Genomic DNA, 15,952 nt, shown 5'->3' on the forward strand with positions numbered 1-15,952 from the left:
CCTCCGAGCCGTTGTAGCGGCCTACAACGACCCGAAAGACGGCGTGACCCACACCACAGCGGCCCGGCTACTCTCGACATCAGCAGCTCGGAAGTCCTTCCCATACTGCAGGATTCGTCAGTCCTTCCCATACTGCAGGATTCGTCCGAATTTCCTCTCTCCAAGGAGCTCACATGGACAACGTCGCGAATACTGGAAGCCTCGAAGCAGCCAACAAGAAGCTCGTCACCGAATTCATGGAGGTCTTCTCCACCGGCAACGTCGAGGCGATCCTCGGCTACCTCGCCCCCACCGCCACCTGGTGGGTGGCCGGCACCATCGAGGGAATCTCCGGAACCAAGACCAAGCAGGAATTCCGCGAGATGCTCTCGGGCCTGTCCGCCAACACCAAGTCCGGCGCGATCGCGCTGACCCCACTTGCGTGGACCGCCGAAGGCGACCGTGTCGCCGTGGAAACCGAGTCGTACTCGGAGATGAACAACGGCCGCGTCTACAACAACCTCTACCACTTCGTCTTCGAGGTCCGAGACGGACTCATTCAGTCCGTCAAGGAGTTCCTCGATACCGAACACACGCGGGCCGTATTCCTCTGATCCCGAACCACTCCCCCATTCACCCTCTTACGCAAGGAGATACATCCATGGATGTCGGAATGCTGCTCGTCTTCCAGAACTACCACGAAAACGTCAGTGATCAGGAGGTGTTCGTCCGCGAGCTCGAAATGGGCGTCGCCGCGGAAAAGTACGGTTTCAACGCCGTCTGGTCCGCTGAGCACCACTTCGACGACTACTCGATGTGTCCGGACAACATGCAGATCATGTCGTATCTCGCGGCACGCACCTCGACGGTCAAGCTCGGTACCGGTGCCGTGATCCTGCCGTGGAACAACCCCGTCCGCGTTGTCGAGAAGATGACGATGCTCGACATGATGTCGGGTGGTCGCGCCCTGTACGGCATGGGCCGCGGCCTGGCCAAGATGGAATACGACGCGTTCGCAATCCCGATGGACGAGGCGCGTGGACGCTTCATCGAAGGCGCCAAGATGACCATCGAGGGCCTGCGCACCGGCGTCGTCGACAACCCCGACGGGGAGTTCTACCCGCAGTCGCGGGTCGAGATCCGCCCCGCCCCGAACCCGGCGTACGAGTGGGGACGCGACCGTCTGTTCGGCGCCGCGATGTCGCCCGACTCGGTACCGGTCATCGCCGATCTCGGCGTGCGCATGATGACCTTCATGCAGTTCGAGTTCGACAAGCACGTCGAGACGATCACCCGGTGGCGCGACCTCTACCGCGAGCGCTGGGGCACCGAGCCGCTGCCGCCGGTCATCCAGGACTTCGTGGTCTGCCACGAGGACGAGGAGGAAGCACGCCGACTCGCCTACGCGCACACCACCCGCTACTTCCTGTCGGTCATCAAGCACTACGACTTCGCCGGCGAGCACTGGCGGAACACGAAGGGCTACGAGACCTACCAGGTGGGCGCGGACATGATCCGCGAAGCCGGCATGGAAGCCGCCGCCGACGCCTACGTCGAGGCCAACGTGTACGGCACGCCAGAACAGATCGTCGAGAAGTACGCGGCCCGGCACGAGAAGATCGGTGACTTCTTCGCCAACGCCGCCTTCGCGTTCGGTGGCATGCCGATCGACCAGGCCGAGAAGGCACTGAAACTCTACGGCGAGAAGGTAGTCCCCGAGCTCCAGAAGATGAAGGCACCGGTTACGGCCAGCGCCTGACCCCAGCTGGGCGGTGCCCGGGCACACCGGGCACCGCCTTTCCCATCCCGTCGGAGGACAATATGAATTCCACTGCCACTCGAGACTTCACCATCGAATTCCGCGATGTGATGGCCAGCGTGTGCACCCCGGTTACGGTGGTGACCGCACTGGACGATGCCCGCCCGCACGGCACCACCGTGAGCGCCTTCGCGTCGCTGTCGGTGAACCCTCCGATGGTCCTGGTCGCCCTCGACCGCGGCTCCGACCTGCTCACGGTGATACGTGAGCACGGCAGGTTCGGAATCAACGTCCTCGGCCGTGGTCAGGACGACCTAGCCCTGACCTTCGCCCGTAAGGGCATCGACAAGTTCGACGGCATCGGATGGACGCTGTCCGCAGGTGTGCCCCGCATCGACGGCGTCCCCGGGTGGGTGGCATGCAGTGCCGCCGGGCTGGTCGATGGCGGTGACCACGTCGTCGTTCTCGGGCGCGTCGAGCACGCCGATCGGGTGGATCACCCGCCGCTGACATATCACCTGCGCACCTTCGGCACCCACATCGCAGAACAGGAGTAGCCGCCATGCCACGGACCCCCGCCCAGGATGTCGAACTCGCGGTCGAGACCCTCGCCGCCGGCGGCATGGTCGTCGTCGTGGACGACGACGACCGTGAGAACGAAGGCGATCTCGTCGCAGCCGCGGCGTCGATCACTACCCAGCAGATGGCGTTCATCGTCCGGCATACGACCGGCATCGTCTGCGCGCCGATGACGACGCACCGCGCCGACGCACTCGACCTCCCGCTCATGGTCGAACGCAACACCGATGCACACGGCACCGCCTTCACCGTCACCGTCGACCACGTCTCCACCGGCACCGGCGTCAGCGCCGCAGACCGAGCCGCCACGGTGCGCGCTCTCGCCGCCGATACGACGGTGCCCGCGGACCTGCGCCGACCCGGCCACATCTTCCCGCTGCGCGCCCGTGAGGGCGGGGTCCTGGCACGCGCCGGCCATACCGAGGCGACCGTCGACCTGCTTCGGCTCGCCGGTGTCGGTGACGTGGGAGTGATCGGCGAGATCGTCGCCGAGGACGGCTCCATGCGCCGCGGCGCCGACCTGATCGAGTTCGCCCGCGAGCACGACCTACCGATATTGCGCATCGCCGATCTGGTCCGTTACCGCACCGCAACCGAACCATTCGTCGAACTCGTCGCCGAATCGGCCATGCCCACCGAATTCGGTCAGTTCCGGGCGGTGGCGTTCCGGTCGGTCCTCGACGGGACCGAACACCTCGCGCTGGTGATGGGCGACGTCGCGGCCGCAGGACGCACACCGGACGGAGTGCTGGTGCGGGTGCACAGCGAATGTCTCACCGGTGACATCCTCGGCTCCCTGCGCTGCGACTGCGGAGCCCAACTCGAACGAGCCCTCGCCGAGATCGCCCGCGAGGGATGCGGAGTGCTGGTATACCTGCGGGGCCACGAAGGGCGTGGGATCGGACTCGCTCACAAAATCCGCGCCTACTCACTGCAGGAACAGGGACTCGACACCGTCGATGCCAACCGCGCACTGGGGCTGCCCGACGACTCACGAAGCTACGGTGTCGGCGCACGCATCCTCGCCGACCTCGGCGTCCGCCGGATGCGGCTGATCACCAACAACCCGAGCAAACTTGGCGGTTTGGAGGGTTATTCGATCGACATCGTCGGCCGCGTGACGCTCCCCACCGTGATCACCGCCCACAACGTGCGGTACCTGCGCGCGAAGCGGGACCGAATGGGACACGACCTCGATACCGCCCTCCCGACAGTAATCGCTACCTGAGAAGGCGGTACGTTGTGATATTCCACAAAGGCGGCAGGGTAGGGATACAGCGACTGCATCCGCGGAAATGAGGGACAAAGCATGGCAGTGCTGCGGAGCATGGGTACCGAGACGATGACTCCGCATCCCGACGCTACCGGCGACGCGACGCTGTCCCCGACCGGACGACCACGCGAACGCGATGTCATCACCGCCTTCGCCGAGATCACCGGCGAGGCCATCGGCGATGCCGACCTCGAACAGCTGCTGCGCTCGGTGTGTGTGAAACTCTGCAGCGTGATCGGGGTGTCACGCTCGTCGCTCTACCTCAAGAAGCCTGACGGCCGCTTCCGCGGCGCCGCAGGTCACTGCTCCGACGAAGGAGACATCACCGAGGCCGTCAAACGACAGGAGTCGGGCGTCGCCGGCGACCGGTTCAGCCGGGAGGTCATCGACACCGCGCGACCGGTGCTCATCGACGATGTCACCAACGATCCGCGGCCACACCGGCGCACTATGGAGCACTGGCGGGTGCACGCAATGCTGGGCGTCCCGCTGGTGTTCGACGGTGAGGTCATCGGACTGCTCTTCGTCGACAACAAGGACCGCGAGCACCTCTACACCCAGGAAGACATCGAGATCGCTGAGATGTTCGCGCAGCTCAGCGCGCTGTTCATCAGCCAAGCGATGCTCAACGTCCGCTTGCGCAACCAGGCGTCGGAAATTGCCCGCAGCCGCAACACACTCGCGTACCTCGCCGACGTGCACCGCAAGCTCACCAATGCCGTCCTCGAAGGCGCCGACATCCACAGCGTGGTGGCACTGCTCAGTGAACTGTCGGCCAAACCCGTCGTGCTCTACGACGAGGATTTCCGGGTGCTCGCCTGGGCTGCTCCCGCCACACTCGGTCTCGACCGTCCCCCGGTGATCTCCGATCAGATCCGCGGCATGCCGTCGGTCGAGGCCGAACTCGCGGCGCTGAGCCCGGAGCGGCCGTCCGCGGTGGTGCCGCCCACCCTGTCCGTCGGGCTCGGTCGTCGGCACCTGATGTGCCGTCTCGTGATCGAAGGCCAACCCAACGGATACCTCGGTATCGTCGAAGTCGGCCGGTCGCTCGAAACCGTGGATGCGAACCTCGCCGAGCACGGAGCGACGGTTCTCTCGCTGCAGATCCTCTCCGAACGCCGGCAGATCGAGACCCAGGGGCAGGCCCGCGATGACTACCTGTCCGACCTGCTGCGCAACACCCGCGACAAGGAACACCTGCTGCGCCGCGGCCCGCAGTTCGGCATCGATCTGACCCATCCCCACATGCTGGTTCGGTTCACTCTTTCGGCGAATCCGCGGATGACCGCCTCCGCGGCGCAACGGCTGGTCACTCGCCGCTTCCGAGAGATCCTGGGCATCGAGGAACCGGCGGCGGTGAAGCTGCCCGGCAGCATCATCGTGCTCATACCGTTGCCCGCCGGCGGCTCCGCCGAGGAACTCCGGACCGTCCGCGAACGAGTCGGACACGTGCGAACCTCGCTGCAGCCACACCTCGCGACCGGCACGACCGTCATCTCCGGAGTGTGCCGCGACGTCACCGACTTCCCGCCTGCCGCGCGCGAGATGCGCGAGGTCGCCGACATTGCGCGATCGTTCGAGTGGTCCGACGGCGTCCTCGACGTCACCGAACTCGGACTGTTCCGCGTGGTCGTCAGCTCGGGCCGCGTCAAGGAAGCAGTCCGCTTCGCCCACGACTACGTCCACGTGGTCCAGGGCGCCGACGACGGACTGCTCCTCGAGACGTGGCGCGCCTTCGTCGCGGCCGAGGGACGCGTGCAAGGCGCCGCTGTCGCACTGGACGTGCACGAGAATACGGTGCGGTACCGAATGGGGAAGGTCAAGGAACTGACCGGCCTGGACCCGACGAGCCTCGACGTGTTGCTCTCCGCGCGCCTGGCCTTCCAAATTCTCGACTTCGCAGCCCACTGACCAGCGCGGACACTACCCAGAGAGCGTTGTAGGAATCCACAACGCCATGCGGAAACTGCAGTGCCGCCGCAGGACACGGCCGATACGTTCTAATCATGCCCACCGACACCACCGACAGCGACCTCCTCGGAGTCGATCTCGCCGCGTTGCGGGACTGGATGGACGCGCAGGGACTCGGCTCCGGCGATCTGACCGCAGTCTCTCCTATCGGAGGCGGAACCCAGAACATCATGCTCGGGTTCGAACGCGCCGGGACCCGCTATGTCCTGCGTCGCGGACCGCAGCACCTGCGCCCCCATTCGAACCGCATGATGGTCCGAGAGATGACGCTGCTTCGTGCCCTGTCCGGCACCGCCGTGCCTCACCCGACGTTCGTCGCCGGCAGCGAGGACACCGCCGTACTGGGTGCGGTGTTCTACCTGATGCACTCTGTGGACGGCTACAACGCCGCCGAACGCCTCTCCCCCGCCCACGCAGCGGACCCCAAGGTCCGCCACCGCATGGGTCTGGCCATGGTCGATGCCCTCACCGAGCTCGGCCGGGTCGACCACACCGCCATCGGACTGACCGACTTCGGGCGGCCGGACGGCTTCCTCGAACGCCAGGTCGGGCGGTGGAGCAGCGAACTCGAGTCGTACACACTCCTTCCCGGATACCGCACGGTGCTGCTTCCCGGCGTCGATCGGATCGCGTCGTGGCTCGACGACAATCGCCCCCGCGATTGGACACCGGGCATCCTGCACGGCGACTACCACGTCTCCAACGTCATGTTCGACCGCACCGAACCGACGGTCACGGCGATCGTCGACTGGGAGATGGCCACCATCGGCGACCCCTTACTCGATCTCGGATGGATCTTCGCGATGTGGCCCGACCTCGACGGCGGCACCGACCTACTGGAGAGCCGCCTCGCCGCAGCCGGCGGCCTGCCCACCCGGTCGGAACTGCTCGACCGGTACTCCGCGAACACCGAGCGTGATCTGCGCGCCATCGACTGGTACACCGCTCTCGCCGGCTTCAAGCTCGCCATCATCCTCGAAGGCACCTACGCCCGCGCCTGCTCCGGGCAGGCATCCACCGAGGTAGGCGACCGGCTCCATCGGTACGCCCTCCAACTGTTCGAGCGCACCCTGCGTTTCCTCGACTGACCCCTGACCGACTGATCCACACCGGAGGTACGAAACATGGCATGGGACTTCTCCACCGAACCCGACTTCCAGCAGAAGCTGGATTGGATGACCGCATTCGTGCGCGACGAGATCCGTCCGCTCGAAACCCTCGAACTGACCTGGCCGCAGCTGCTCGAAGCCATCGCGCCACTACAGCACAAGGTCAAGGCCCAGCAACTGTGGGCTGCGCACCTCGACCCCGAACTCGGCGGTCAAGGCTACGGCCAGGTCAAGCTCGGCCTGATGCACGAAATCCTCGGGTCCTCCCCCCTCGGACCACTCGTGTTCGGTTGCCAAGCACCGGATTCCGGCAACGCAGAAATCCTCGCCGCGGTAGGCACCGACGAGCAGAAGCGCCGCTGGCTCGACCCACTCCTGGCGGGCGAGAAGTACTCGGCCTTCGCACTGACCGAACCCGACAACGCCGGCGCAGACCCGACGAACCTGCAGACTACCGCCGTGCGAGACGGCGACAACTGGGTCCTCAACGGGCACAAGTGGTTCATCAGTAACGCGTCGACCGCCGACTTCCTCATCGTCGTCGCCGTCACCGATCCCGACGCCGAACGGCACCGCCGCGCATCGCAGTTCATCATCCCGATCGACGCACCGGGCCTCGACGTGGTGCGCGACATCGCGTCGATGGAGAACCCCTCACCTCGGGAGAACACCTACGGCTCGCACTGCGAGGTTGTGCTGCGCGACGTGCGAGTCGGTGCCGATGCCCTGCTCGGCAATCCCGGCGACGGATTTCTGATCTCGCAGAAGCGCCTCGGGCCCGGCCGTATCCACCACTGCATGCGGTGGATCGGCCAGTCCAACCGGGCCTTCGACATGATGTGCGAACGGGCCACATACCGCTTCGCGCACGGCAGCGTCCTCGGGGACAAGCAGACCGTCCGCAACTGGATCGCCGATTCCGCCGCCGAAATGCAGGCCCTGCGCCTGATGACATTGCAGGCCGCGTGGGTGATCGACACCCAGGGGACCAAGGCCGCCCGCAAGGAAATCGCGATGATCAAGTACTTCGGCGCGAAGATTCTGCACGACATCATCGACCGGTCCATCCAGACCCATGGTTCCCTCGGGTTCAGCTCGGATCTGCCCCTGGACTTCATGTACCGGGCGGCCCGCGCGGCCCGTCTCTACGACGGCCCGGACGAGGTGCACCGCGACACCGTGGCCAAGCTCATCCTGCGCCGATACGAAGCCCCGGCCGACCGGATCCCAACCGAACACGTGCCCACCCGTCGGCGCGCGGCGCAGGAGCGCTACGCCGACCTGCTCGACGAGGTACTCGCCTCGGTCTGACACGAATCAAAAGGGCGGTTGTGGGCGCTTCTCCACGAGACCTCGTCCGCAACCGGCCTCCCGGCGGTGAGCCACTGCGGGCTTGGTTACTGCGCCAGATAACCACCGTCCACAGCCAGATGAGTCCCCTTCGTATCAAATCCAGTCGATGTGGACGGAGTCGATGTGGTCGAAGTGGAATCCGAACTGGTCGCTGTATCGGTCGAAGCCCTTGTTCTCCGGATAGTCGAGGGTGGCGTGCCGCTCGAGGAGTGCCACGACCCGGGCATGATCATCATTGGCCAACGCGGCGGCGAGTTCGCGGGACTCCTCAGGGGTGAATGGGGTGTCGGAGTTCGCGAAGTCCAGGGTCCGGACCCGGTAGTCGTAGCCCTCGTCGGCGCCGTTGCGGACCATCACCCCGCCCCTGACCCGGATGACCGCGGTCTTCGGTGTTCCATCGGGGCGCAGCACCCCGGCACGGGCCATGATGTCCTGCGCCTTGACGTTTTTCAGTTTTTTGCTGGCGTCGGCGCGTAACTCGTTCGTCTCCCCGGACCGGTACCGGGACACCGCCGAGCGGGACCGTCCGATCTTCGCCGCCACCGCATCGATACCACCCAATCGCTCGATCGCCGCCCGCCGTTGCGCCCGCTCGAGCACATCCGCGTGCGGGATCCGGCCCTGTTGCGCCCACCGGCGCAACGTGCGATCCGAGGGCGGGGTGCGGCCGGCGTCGATCGCCGCCTGACGTAAACCCTCGTTGCCGAGCTCCTTCCGCAATTGTTTGACCGTCACCTTGCTGGTCAGTCCGGCCAGTCCCCCGGTTGTGACCTGTTTTGACTTCTCCACCCCGCTGGTCGCGGCGTTGGCCACCGAGACTTTGAGGCCGTCGAGCCCGACCGCCTGCTGTGCCGGTTTCTTGGTCCGCGGCTTCGGCAGATGCAAAGCCATCAGACCTCACCCGCCCCTTCGTCTTCGTCGTCGGCGGCGTCGTCGTGGTCGGTGAAGGCGGCCTTGATCGCGAGGTTCACCTCGTGCACGTCTCCGGCCGACGCCACCGCATTAAGGAGGGTGTCGGTGAGGGTCACGTCCTTTCCACCGTCATCTTTCCCAGGGCGCCGCTCGGGTCGGCGATGTCTTGACCGTTGGGGAGGAGGTATACCCAGGAGTCGGTGACGGTGCGGACCGGCCACCGCTGGTGTTCGCGGGCGATGCGCATCGCGACGCGGCGGCCCCGCCACCGGCAGTGCGCGATGATCGACGCCCGCCACAACGGCTGGTGGTGGTGCTGCATCCGGGTCGCGGTCCACATGTCCGGGTTGACCATCCGCCCGATGTACCCCTTGTAGCAGGAACCGAGAAATCCCTTCATCGCCGCATCCCGGGTGTCCACCGCGGTTTTGCGGGCCTCGCGCAGGATCTTCGCCCATTTGTCCAGCACCCGCCCCTGCTGCGGATACACCCACGCCTCGGTGATGTCGAGGTCGTCGAGATCGGCGCCGATCCCGCCATCGGTGACTGGTTCCCGCAGGGCATCGAGGGTGACGGTGGTGACCCAGGTTTGCACCGGCTGATCGGCGAGCATGTGCGGATGCGGCAGAGGCAGTTTCTCGGGCAGTGCCAAGGTTTGTCCCGCGGGCAGGGTGATCCGCCACAACCCGAACGGGGTGCCCTTCTCCCCGGCTGCTGCGGCGGCCGCCGCCGCACCGGTCAGATGTGTGGGTTGTCCGTAGCCGAGTTCGAGCATCCCGGCCGAGGCCAAATAGGCGGCGCGTTGGTCGATCGACACCAACCGGCACACCTCCTCGAGATCAGCCGCCTCCGGGACCCGGGTCCAGCCGACCGCGGGCTCGAGGTCCCCGCGCGGCGCCCCATCGAGCGGCGGCACCGGACCCGCGGTCGTCACCACGATGCCCTTACCGCTGCGGGTGCGTTCCCGTGCGATCTTGTCGATGATCGCCGCGCCGGTGCGGGCCGGGGTCGGCCCGGGAAGCACCCCCAGATGCTGTGCGCACCATGCCAGCCGGCGGCCCAGTTCCCGGGGGGCTATTCGAGACGGTGTTTCCGCTTGCGCTGCTCCGGCTTTCTCTACGTCACCGATGCTCTGGGGTACGTGGCGTGCCGAGATCGGTTCTCCTTACCGGCGCGGCTAGCGCGACATCGCTGAGCCACACGGATATCGTCCAATGTGGTCCGAACCGATTGCAATCAACTCCGTCCCGCGATGGCAGACGGTGGCGGTGCCACGGTCTTCGCGCCGACGTGCAGCGCTTCGACCCGGCGGTTCGGGTTCGGCAGTGCCAGGAAACTCGCGGCGACGAGCAGGGTCAGGACCGCCACTACGACAAGGGCAGGGCGGTAGCTGTCGGCTTGGTCCGCTATGGCGCCGATCCACAACGGTGCGATGGCACCTCCGATCACGAAGGCGGTGTAGGGGCCGGCGTAGGCGCGGCCGAAGGCGGCGAGACCGAAGTAGCGGGAGGTGAAGAACCCGAGCATGTCCAGTTCGGCGCCGAGCATGCATCCCACTGCGATTGCCGCGACAGGTGCAAGTGCTACGCCGCCGAACGCGAAAGCGAGGACGCCGACGGTACAGATGCAGCACAGGGATGCGGCAACCACGGTCGGGCGGAAGATATCGAACATGAAGCCGACCACCAATCGGCTGACGATGACGGAAATTCCCAGGAGCGAGGCGATCGACGCCGCGGTACCAGCACTCAATCCGGACTGCCGCAACATCGGGACGAGATGGGGAACGAGGCCGGTGAAGGCGACCGACATCAAGCCGAAGGTGGCGATCAGCTGCCAGAACAGCCGACTGCGGCGGATCACCGCGAAGCTCGGACCCACCGGCTCCGCCGAAGAAGCACGCTGGTTATCGTCCGCAGCTGATGCCAATGTGGCGGCGGGGTCTTTGCCTGGGGCACCGCGAAGGAGCAACAGGGTGGGCAGCGCTCCGGCGGCCGCTGCGCAAGCGAGGGCGATGTAGGCGGACTGCCAACCACGGGCCTCGATTACCGAGCTGATCACGAGTGGGACCATCGCTCCGGCCAGGCCCATGCCCATCATGGTGATTCCCAAAGCGAATCCGCGGGCGCGGTCGAACCAACTGCTCACCGCCCGCGTGAAGGCTATCGGGCCCGATCCGGCGCCGAGGAATCCCATCAACGCCATCGTGGCCAGATACGCGGGCAGTGAATGGACGATCGTTCCGAGTACGGCGAAACATGCGGCCAGACACAACGCGCTGATGATCGTCGGGATTTTGACGCCGTACCGATCGACGGCGTAACCGACCACCGGCACTGCTGCCGCCATACCAAGTGTCAACAACGAGAAGGCGAGCCCGAATGTGGTGGCCGTGAGCCCGAGCTCACGACTGAGATCGCTGACGAAGAGGCCTGCCGAGTAGATGGCAAGTCCGGAGACACCCAACCCGACGGCTAACGTGGCAGCGGCCAAGGTGGGCCAACCGCGCCGAAACTCGGCAGCTCGCGACATAGACAAAGTTTCTGCTCCTTCGAAACATCGACCGGGGCGCCGAAGCCTGCTTCTGACACCGCCTGATCATCACTGTGAGGACTATCACTTTGTCCCGCCAGGGTGTATTCGGGAAGACGGGATACGCGATAGCGGCTATTCGTGTGGTGGATCCCCTCACCCGCGGGTCCATTGGCCGAGCACGCGCTTTTGGGACGCCCGCGCTCGCTGTATCAGGGCGCTGTGGTCGAGCCGAGCGGGCCGGCCGTTGGCCTTCACGAAGGTGCCAGCGACAAGAACCGAATCGACGTTGCCTTCGTGGGCTGCCAGGACCACCGCCGCGACCGGGTCGAGGACTGGGGCAAGGTTGACGTCCGTGGCACGAATAAGAACGATATCGGCCTGCTTGCCGGGAGTGAGGGTACCGATGCGGTGGTCGAGTCCGACTGCTCGCGCGCCCTCGATGGTGGCGAATTCGAGTACGTCCCGCAGTGTCAGGTCCTGCGGGGTGGGTACGGTGGAATGTCCCCCACCACGCCACGAACGGTAGTAGGCGTAGAGCAGCCGCATCTGAGTGAACATGTCCGCCGTACATTTCGTTTCGGTGTCTCCGCTCAAGCTGGGGCGTAGCCCCATGGACAGCATCCGGTCGAGCGGGATGTCACCGATTCCTTGCGAGTTCATCTCGCAGTGCACGCCCAGCGACACGGAGGCGCCTGCGGCTGCGATCATCTTCAGTTCGTCGTTCGTGCACCGGCAGCAATGGACGAACGTCATGTCGTCACCGAGCAGACCCACGTCGTCGTACTGGGCGACTGCGTGGTGCGCCGCGTTGTGCGGGTATGCGCCGACATGTACCGATGTGCGCAGCCCGAGGTCGCGGGCGAGTTGCAGATCATCGCGCCAGATCGAGGGCAACGTCATCTCGGGGCCTCGGGCGGCCATGGCCAGAGTCAGCAGGGCGTTGTCGCCGGCGAAATACTGCTTCTGCAGCCGCTCGATGTCTGCCGGATGCCGTAGTGCGCTGCGATTTGTCCAGCGGTCGTCGTCCGTCAGTGGCCAACCGTGCCCGAAGACGGCTCTGATCCCCGATTCGGCCAGCGCATAAATCGCCGCATCGGAATGCTCGGGCGAGTTCTGAATATGCGACCAGTCCACCAGGGTGGTCGTTCCGGCGTTGAGAGCGGACGCTGCACCCAGCAGGGTGCCGATCTGCACGTCGTCCGGCGTGTAGGCGGCCCCGATTCCTTGCAGCACCTCGGCGAAGTACTGCAGTGGGTTCAGTTCTGCATAACCGTGGCGGATGGCGCTCTGCCAGGTATGGCGGTGGGTGTCGACGAAACCGGGGATCGCGATCATCCCGGTTGCATCGACGGTCGTCGCCGCATCGGCTACCTCGATGTGCGGGGCGAGCATCGAGATGGTGTCTCCGTCGATAAGGACGTCTGCCTGCTCGAAGTCACCGAGTTCGTGGTCGAGGGTGATCACTGTCGCCCCACGCAGCACGGTCCGGCGGTTGCTCGGTTCCTCCACCTTGCCGGGACCTCTCACCCGGGCACTTTCCATGGTCAAAATTCTTCGATCCTCCTCGGAAATGGAACTGACGACAGCGCACGGACCGGGGGTTGGTGCCGCGCCGCCGTATCGATACCGGCGGTGGGCTACCGCGGTCGGGTACGCACGTTCGTCCAGTGTGGTTTCCACTGGGTTATTTGCGAAGGAGGGGAACCGTATAGTCCGTATCCATGGAGCAGATATCAACGGAGAGGGGGCGCCGCGCCAAACTTGACCTCAACCTCATCGTGGCGCTCGAAGCATTACTTCGCGAGCGCAGTGTCAGTCGCGCCGCCACCGAGGTGGGGCTGAGTCAGCCGGCGATGAGTGCGGCACTGGCCCGGCTCCGCCGGTATTTCGGTGACCCCCTTTTGGCCCGGGTCGGCAATACCTACCAGCTGACACCGCTGGCCCAACGCCTGGCCGGGCGCACCACGGTGGCGATGTCGGCGGTCGAACGTGTACTCGAGACCGAACCGGGGCTCGATGTCGAGAAAACGACCCGCGTCTTCACCATGATTGTGTCCGGATACGTGCTGGCCACGATCGGGCAAGCGATATCCGAACACCTCCTGGCACGAGCCCCGCTCGCCCGTATCAGTTTCGTCGAGTTGAGACCCGAACTCGTCGATCGCATCTCCGACCGTCTGCGGACCGCGGACCTCGCGATCGTTCCCCGAGGATTCGTCACGGATCTACCTTCCATGGATCTGTACACCGATCACTGGGTGTGTCTGGTGGCGGCGGACAACCCCGACATCGGCGAGACCATCACGCTCGAACAGCTCCGTGACAGTCCGTGGGCGGTCTTCCAGACCGACCCGCATTCTCCCAACACCCCGTTGCACCAGGTCAAAGCGCAGGGCATCGAACCACGCGTTCAGGTCGTCGGTGAGAACTACCTCGCGTTGCCCTACTTCCTGGCGGGAACCGGCCGGATAGCGCTCGCACCACACCGTTTGGCGCAGAAGTTCGCTCACAGCGACGGATTGCGCATCGTCAGCACGCCGTTGACCTTGGCACCGCTACGACAAGCCCTGTGGTGGCACCCGATGTACAACTCCGACCCGGAATTTCTTTGGCTCCGCACGGTCGTGGTCGAGGCGGCTCGGTCAACAGCGCAAGCCGATACATCCGGTGAGCTCGGTAGGGTCGCCGAGTAGCTGCCACGAACGAGGTGTGCGGCACAACGGGCGCTCTCGCAGCGAGCGCGCTATTGGGTTTCACTGCTCGCGCATGGGCCGGACAGATCAGCTTCGTACGGGACGCGCAACACTGTATCCATCGCGTGAATAACTGACATACGGAACATCGACTTCCCGTATACCTGGGGACCAGGCAAGGTCGACGTCATCGATCACTGGTTTACACACCCGCACCGGCGCGGATGGTCTCGGGACCGCCCTGCGAACCGTGCGGTCGGAAAGGCGATACGTATGTCTCCCCAAGTTGTTGTCGTTGGTGGTGGTCCGTCGGGACTGACTGTTGCCACAGAACTGGCCCGTGCAGGCGTCGAGGTAGTCGTCTTGGAACGTCGGACTGAACCGGTGAAGTCTCGTGCGGGCACAGTGTTGCCGCGGGTCCTCGAACTTCTCGATGCGCGCGGCCTGGCCGAGAAGTTCATCGAGCGCGCCGAGAGCATCCGCGCCAACCCGCTGATCCCCGTCCATATCTGGGGCGGAATGCAGCCGATCGAGTGGCATCATCTCCGCTCGCGCTTCGGTTTTCGACTCATCCTGCCGCAAAACGACACCGAGGAACTCTTACTCGACGAGGCTCGTCGGCTCGGTGTCGACGTACGGCACGGCATGCACGTCGACGTCATCGTGCAGCAGGAAGGTGCCGTGACCGTGACTGCGACCTCGGTGGCTACCGGCAGGATCGAGGCGTTCTCGGCAAACTACCTCGTCGGCGCAGACGGCGCGCGCAGTGTGGTGCGGTCGGCACTCGGCATCGACTTCGTCGGCCACGGACCGACGTTCACCGGGATCGTCGCCGATCTGCGGATGGACCGCCCGTGGCCCGAGGCCCGTCGCATGGTCGACAACGCGAACGGGTGGATCACCTCGTTCCCGTTCGGAGAGAACCAGACCCTCACTCGATTCAACATTGTCCACGCCGAGCGGCGGCATGCGGACCAATCCGAACCGGTCACCGCCGAAGAGGTCAGTCAGTGCATCGCCGACATTCTCGGTGTGAAGGTGCCCTTCGACGAGTTGGTGTGGGGCTCGCGCTACACCGACACGATGAAGCTCGCGGCGTCCTTCCACCAGGGCAATACCTTCCTGGTCGGGGAATCTGCGCGGATCCACTACCCCGCCAGCGGGGTCGGCATGAACTTCTGCATGCAAGATGCGTTCAACTTGGGCTGGAAGCTCGCAGCCGCGATCCACGGACATGCCGGCGGTGACCTGTTGAGCACCTACGAGACCGAACGGCGCCCTGTGACCGAAGCCCTGCTCCGTAGTGTGCAGGCGCAGTGCGCAATCCAATTCGACTTCACCGACGAGGGCGTCGCCCTCAAACGATGGTTCCAGCACACCCTCCTCCCGATTCCCGAGGTCAATCGCCAACTTGCCCTCGACCTCAACGGGCTGACCTTTCCGTATCCCTGTGCACCGAACAGCCACCCGATGACCGGGCACCGATCCCCGGACCTGGATTTACACACCGAGGCCGGCTTGTATCGCGTGGGAGAGCTGCTGCGGGGACCGGGATTCATTCTCCTCGACTGCACCGGCGCGCAGACCTACGCTCCCCTGGACGCCACCGTCCCGCTGCTACGGACCTATTCGGGGCATCTGGTGCTCACCCCACCCGAACTGCGGGGGGTGCGGAGCCTGTTGATTCGCCCCGACGGGTATATCGCTTGGGCGAGTATGCAGCCGCCGGCAATCGAAGACGCCCAGCTCGCACTCAAACACACCCTGCGCATCGCATGATGAACGGGAT

At 65.3% G+C, this 15,952-nt stretch carries 12 protein-coding genes and 1 pseudogene; 9 read left to right on the forward strand and 4 right to left on the reverse strand.

Features of this window, described 5'->3' with window-relative positions:
- The first annotated feature begins 173 nt into the window (after window positions 1-173).
- The 7 genes from HYG77_RS33395 to HYG77_RS33425 all read left to right on the forward strand — a co-directional run bounded on the left by HYG77_RS33395 (window position 174) and on the right by HYG77_RS33425 (window position 7,981).
- Window positions 174-593: a nuclear transport factor 2 family protein gene (locus HYG77_RS33395; RefSeq protein WP_208963904.1), complete on the forward strand. Its 420-nt coding sequence runs from the start codon at window positions 174-176 to the stop codon at window positions 591-593.
- Window positions 594-640: 47 nt separating this feature from the next.
- Window positions 641-1,738, forward strand: coding sequence for an LLM class flavin-dependent oxidoreductase (locus HYG77_RS33400; protein WP_208963905.1), 1,098 nt, complete (start codon window positions 641-643; stop codon window positions 1,736-1,738).
- A 62-nt stretch (window positions 1,739-1,800) separates the two neighbouring features.
- On the forward strand, window positions 1,801-2,295 hold the full coding sequence (locus tag HYG77_RS33405; RefSeq protein ID WP_208963906.1) for a flavin reductase family protein: 495 nt from the start codon (window positions 1,801-1,803) through the stop codon (window positions 2,293-2,295).
- Between the two features lie 5 nt (window positions 2,296-2,300).
- Window positions 2,301-3,545, forward strand: a complete 1,245-nt coding sequence (locus HYG77_RS33410) for a bifunctional 3,4-dihydroxy-2-butanone-4-phosphate synthase/GTP cyclohydrolase II (RefSeq protein ID WP_208963907.1) — start codon at window positions 2,301-2,303, stop codon at window positions 3,543-3,545.
- Window positions 3,546-3,659: 114 nt separating this feature from the next.
- A complete protein-coding gene (locus HYG77_RS33415) occupies window positions 3,660-5,501 on the forward strand; it encodes a GAF domain-containing protein (RefSeq protein WP_244461531.1) in 1,842 nt (613 codons plus the stop codon).
- 95 nt (window positions 5,502-5,596) lie between these two features.
- Entirely contained in the window at window positions 5,597-6,649 is a 1,053-nt protein-coding gene (locus HYG77_RS33420; RefSeq protein ID WP_208963908.1) for a phosphotransferase family protein, read from the forward strand.
- A gap of 36 nt (window positions 6,650-6,685) precedes the next feature.
- The gene (locus tag HYG77_RS33425) at window positions 6,686-7,981 is read left to right on the forward strand and encodes an acyl-CoA dehydrogenase family protein (RefSeq protein WP_208963909.1); all 1,296 of its coding nucleotides are present in this window, start codon (window positions 6,686-6,688) and stop codon (window positions 7,979-7,981) included.
- A 135-nt stretch (window positions 7,982-8,116) separates the two neighbouring features.
- On the opposite strand, the gene HYG77_RS33430 is transcribed toward HYG77_RS33425, so the two are convergent.
- The 4 genes and pseudogenes from HYG77_RS33430 to HYG77_RS33450 all read right to left on the reverse strand — a co-directional run bounded on the left by HYG77_RS33430 (window position 8,117) and on the right by HYG77_RS33450 (window position 13,012).
- Window positions 8,117-8,914 (reverse strand): hypothetical protein, encoded by a 798-nt coding sequence (locus tag HYG77_RS33430; RefSeq protein ID WP_208963910.1) that lies wholly within the window; start codon window positions 8,912-8,914, stop codon window positions 8,117-8,119.
- Window positions 8,914-10,004: pseudogene (locus HYG77_RS33440) on the reverse strand (hypothetical protein); the annotation flags it as partial. The pseudogene HYG77_RS33440 and the gene HYG77_RS33430, both read right to left, overlap by 1 nt.
- 167 nt (window positions 10,005-10,171) lie before the next feature.
- Window positions 10,172-11,467 (reverse strand): MFS transporter, encoded by a 1,296-nt coding sequence (locus tag HYG77_RS33445; RefSeq protein WP_208963913.1) that lies wholly within the window; start codon window positions 11,465-11,467, stop codon window positions 10,172-10,174.
- Between the two features lie 156 nt (window positions 11,468-11,623).
- Complete coding sequence (locus HYG77_RS33450) at window positions 11,624-13,012, reverse strand: amidohydrolase family protein (protein ID WP_208963914.1); 1,389 nt, start codon at window positions 13,010-13,012, stop codon at window positions 11,624-11,626.
- 179 nt (window positions 13,013-13,191) lie between these two features.
- Here HYG77_RS33450 and HYG77_RS33455 point away from each other — a divergent pair, with 179 nt between their 5' ends.
- Window positions 13,192-14,163, forward strand: a complete 972-nt coding sequence (locus tag HYG77_RS33455) for a LysR family transcriptional regulator (RefSeq protein WP_208963915.1) — start codon at window positions 13,192-13,194, stop codon at window positions 14,161-14,163.
- 273 nt (window positions 14,164-14,436) lie between these two features.
- Window positions 14,437-15,942 (forward strand): FAD-dependent oxidoreductase, encoded by a 1,506-nt coding sequence (locus HYG77_RS33460; RefSeq protein ID WP_208963916.1) that lies wholly within the window; start codon window positions 14,437-14,439, stop codon window positions 15,940-15,942.
- Window positions 15,943-15,952 lie beyond the last annotated feature (10 nt).

The sequence above is a fragment of the Rhodococcus sp. ZPP genome (assembly GCF_017656075.1).
GTDB lineage: Bacteria > Actinomycetota > Actinomycetes > Mycobacteriales > Mycobacteriaceae > Rhodococcus_F > Rhodococcus_F oxybenzonivorans.

What these genes read in the sequence shown, in the direction of transcription:
- HYG77_RS33395 (WP_208963904.1), top strand. Translation starts at nt 174, where the DNA reads ATGGACAACGTCGCGAATACTGGAAGCCTCGAAGCAGCCAACAAGAAG.
- HYG77_RS33400 (WP_208963905.1), top strand. Translation starts at nt 641, where the DNA reads ATGGATGTCGGAATGCTGCTCGTCTTCCAGAACTACCACGAAAACGTC.
- HYG77_RS33405 (WP_208963906.1), top strand. Translation starts at nt 1,801, where the DNA reads ATGAATTCCACTGCCACTCGAGACTTCACCATCGAATTCCGCGATGTG.
- HYG77_RS33410 (WP_208963907.1), top strand. Translation starts at nt 2,301, where the DNA reads ATGCCACGGACCCCCGCCCAGGATGTCGAACTCGCGGTCGAGACCCTC.
- HYG77_RS33415 (WP_244461531.1), top strand. Translation starts at nt 3,660, where the DNA reads ATGACTCCGCATCCCGACGCTACCGGCGACGCGACGCTGTCCCCGACC.
- HYG77_RS33420 (WP_208963908.1), top strand. Translation starts at nt 5,597, where the DNA reads ATGCCCACCGACACCACCGACAGCGACCTCCTCGGAGTCGATCTCGCC.
- HYG77_RS33425 (WP_208963909.1), top strand. Translation starts at nt 6,686, where the DNA reads ATGGCATGGGACTTCTCCACCGAACCCGACTTCCAGCAGAAGCTGGAT.
- HYG77_RS33430 (WP_208963910.1), bottom strand. Translation starts at nt 8,914, where the DNA reads ATGGCTTTGCATCTGCCGAAGCCGCGGACCAAGAAACCGGCACAGCAG.
- HYG77_RS33445 (WP_208963913.1), bottom strand. Translation starts at nt 11,467, where the DNA reads ATGTCGCGAGCTGCCGAGTTTCGGCGCGGTTGGCCCACCTTGGCCGCT.
- HYG77_RS33450 (WP_208963914.1), bottom strand. Translation starts at nt 13,012, where the DNA reads ATGGAAAGTGCCCGGGTGAGAGGTCCCGGCAAGGTGGAGGAACCGAGC.
- HYG77_RS33455 (WP_208963915.1), top strand. Translation starts at nt 13,192, where the DNA reads ATGGAGCAGATATCAACGGAGAGGGGGCGCCGCGCCAAACTTGACCTC.
- HYG77_RS33460 (WP_208963916.1), top strand. Translation starts at nt 14,437, where the DNA reads ATGTCTCCCCAAGTTGTTGTCGTTGGTGGTGGTCCGTCGGGACTGACT.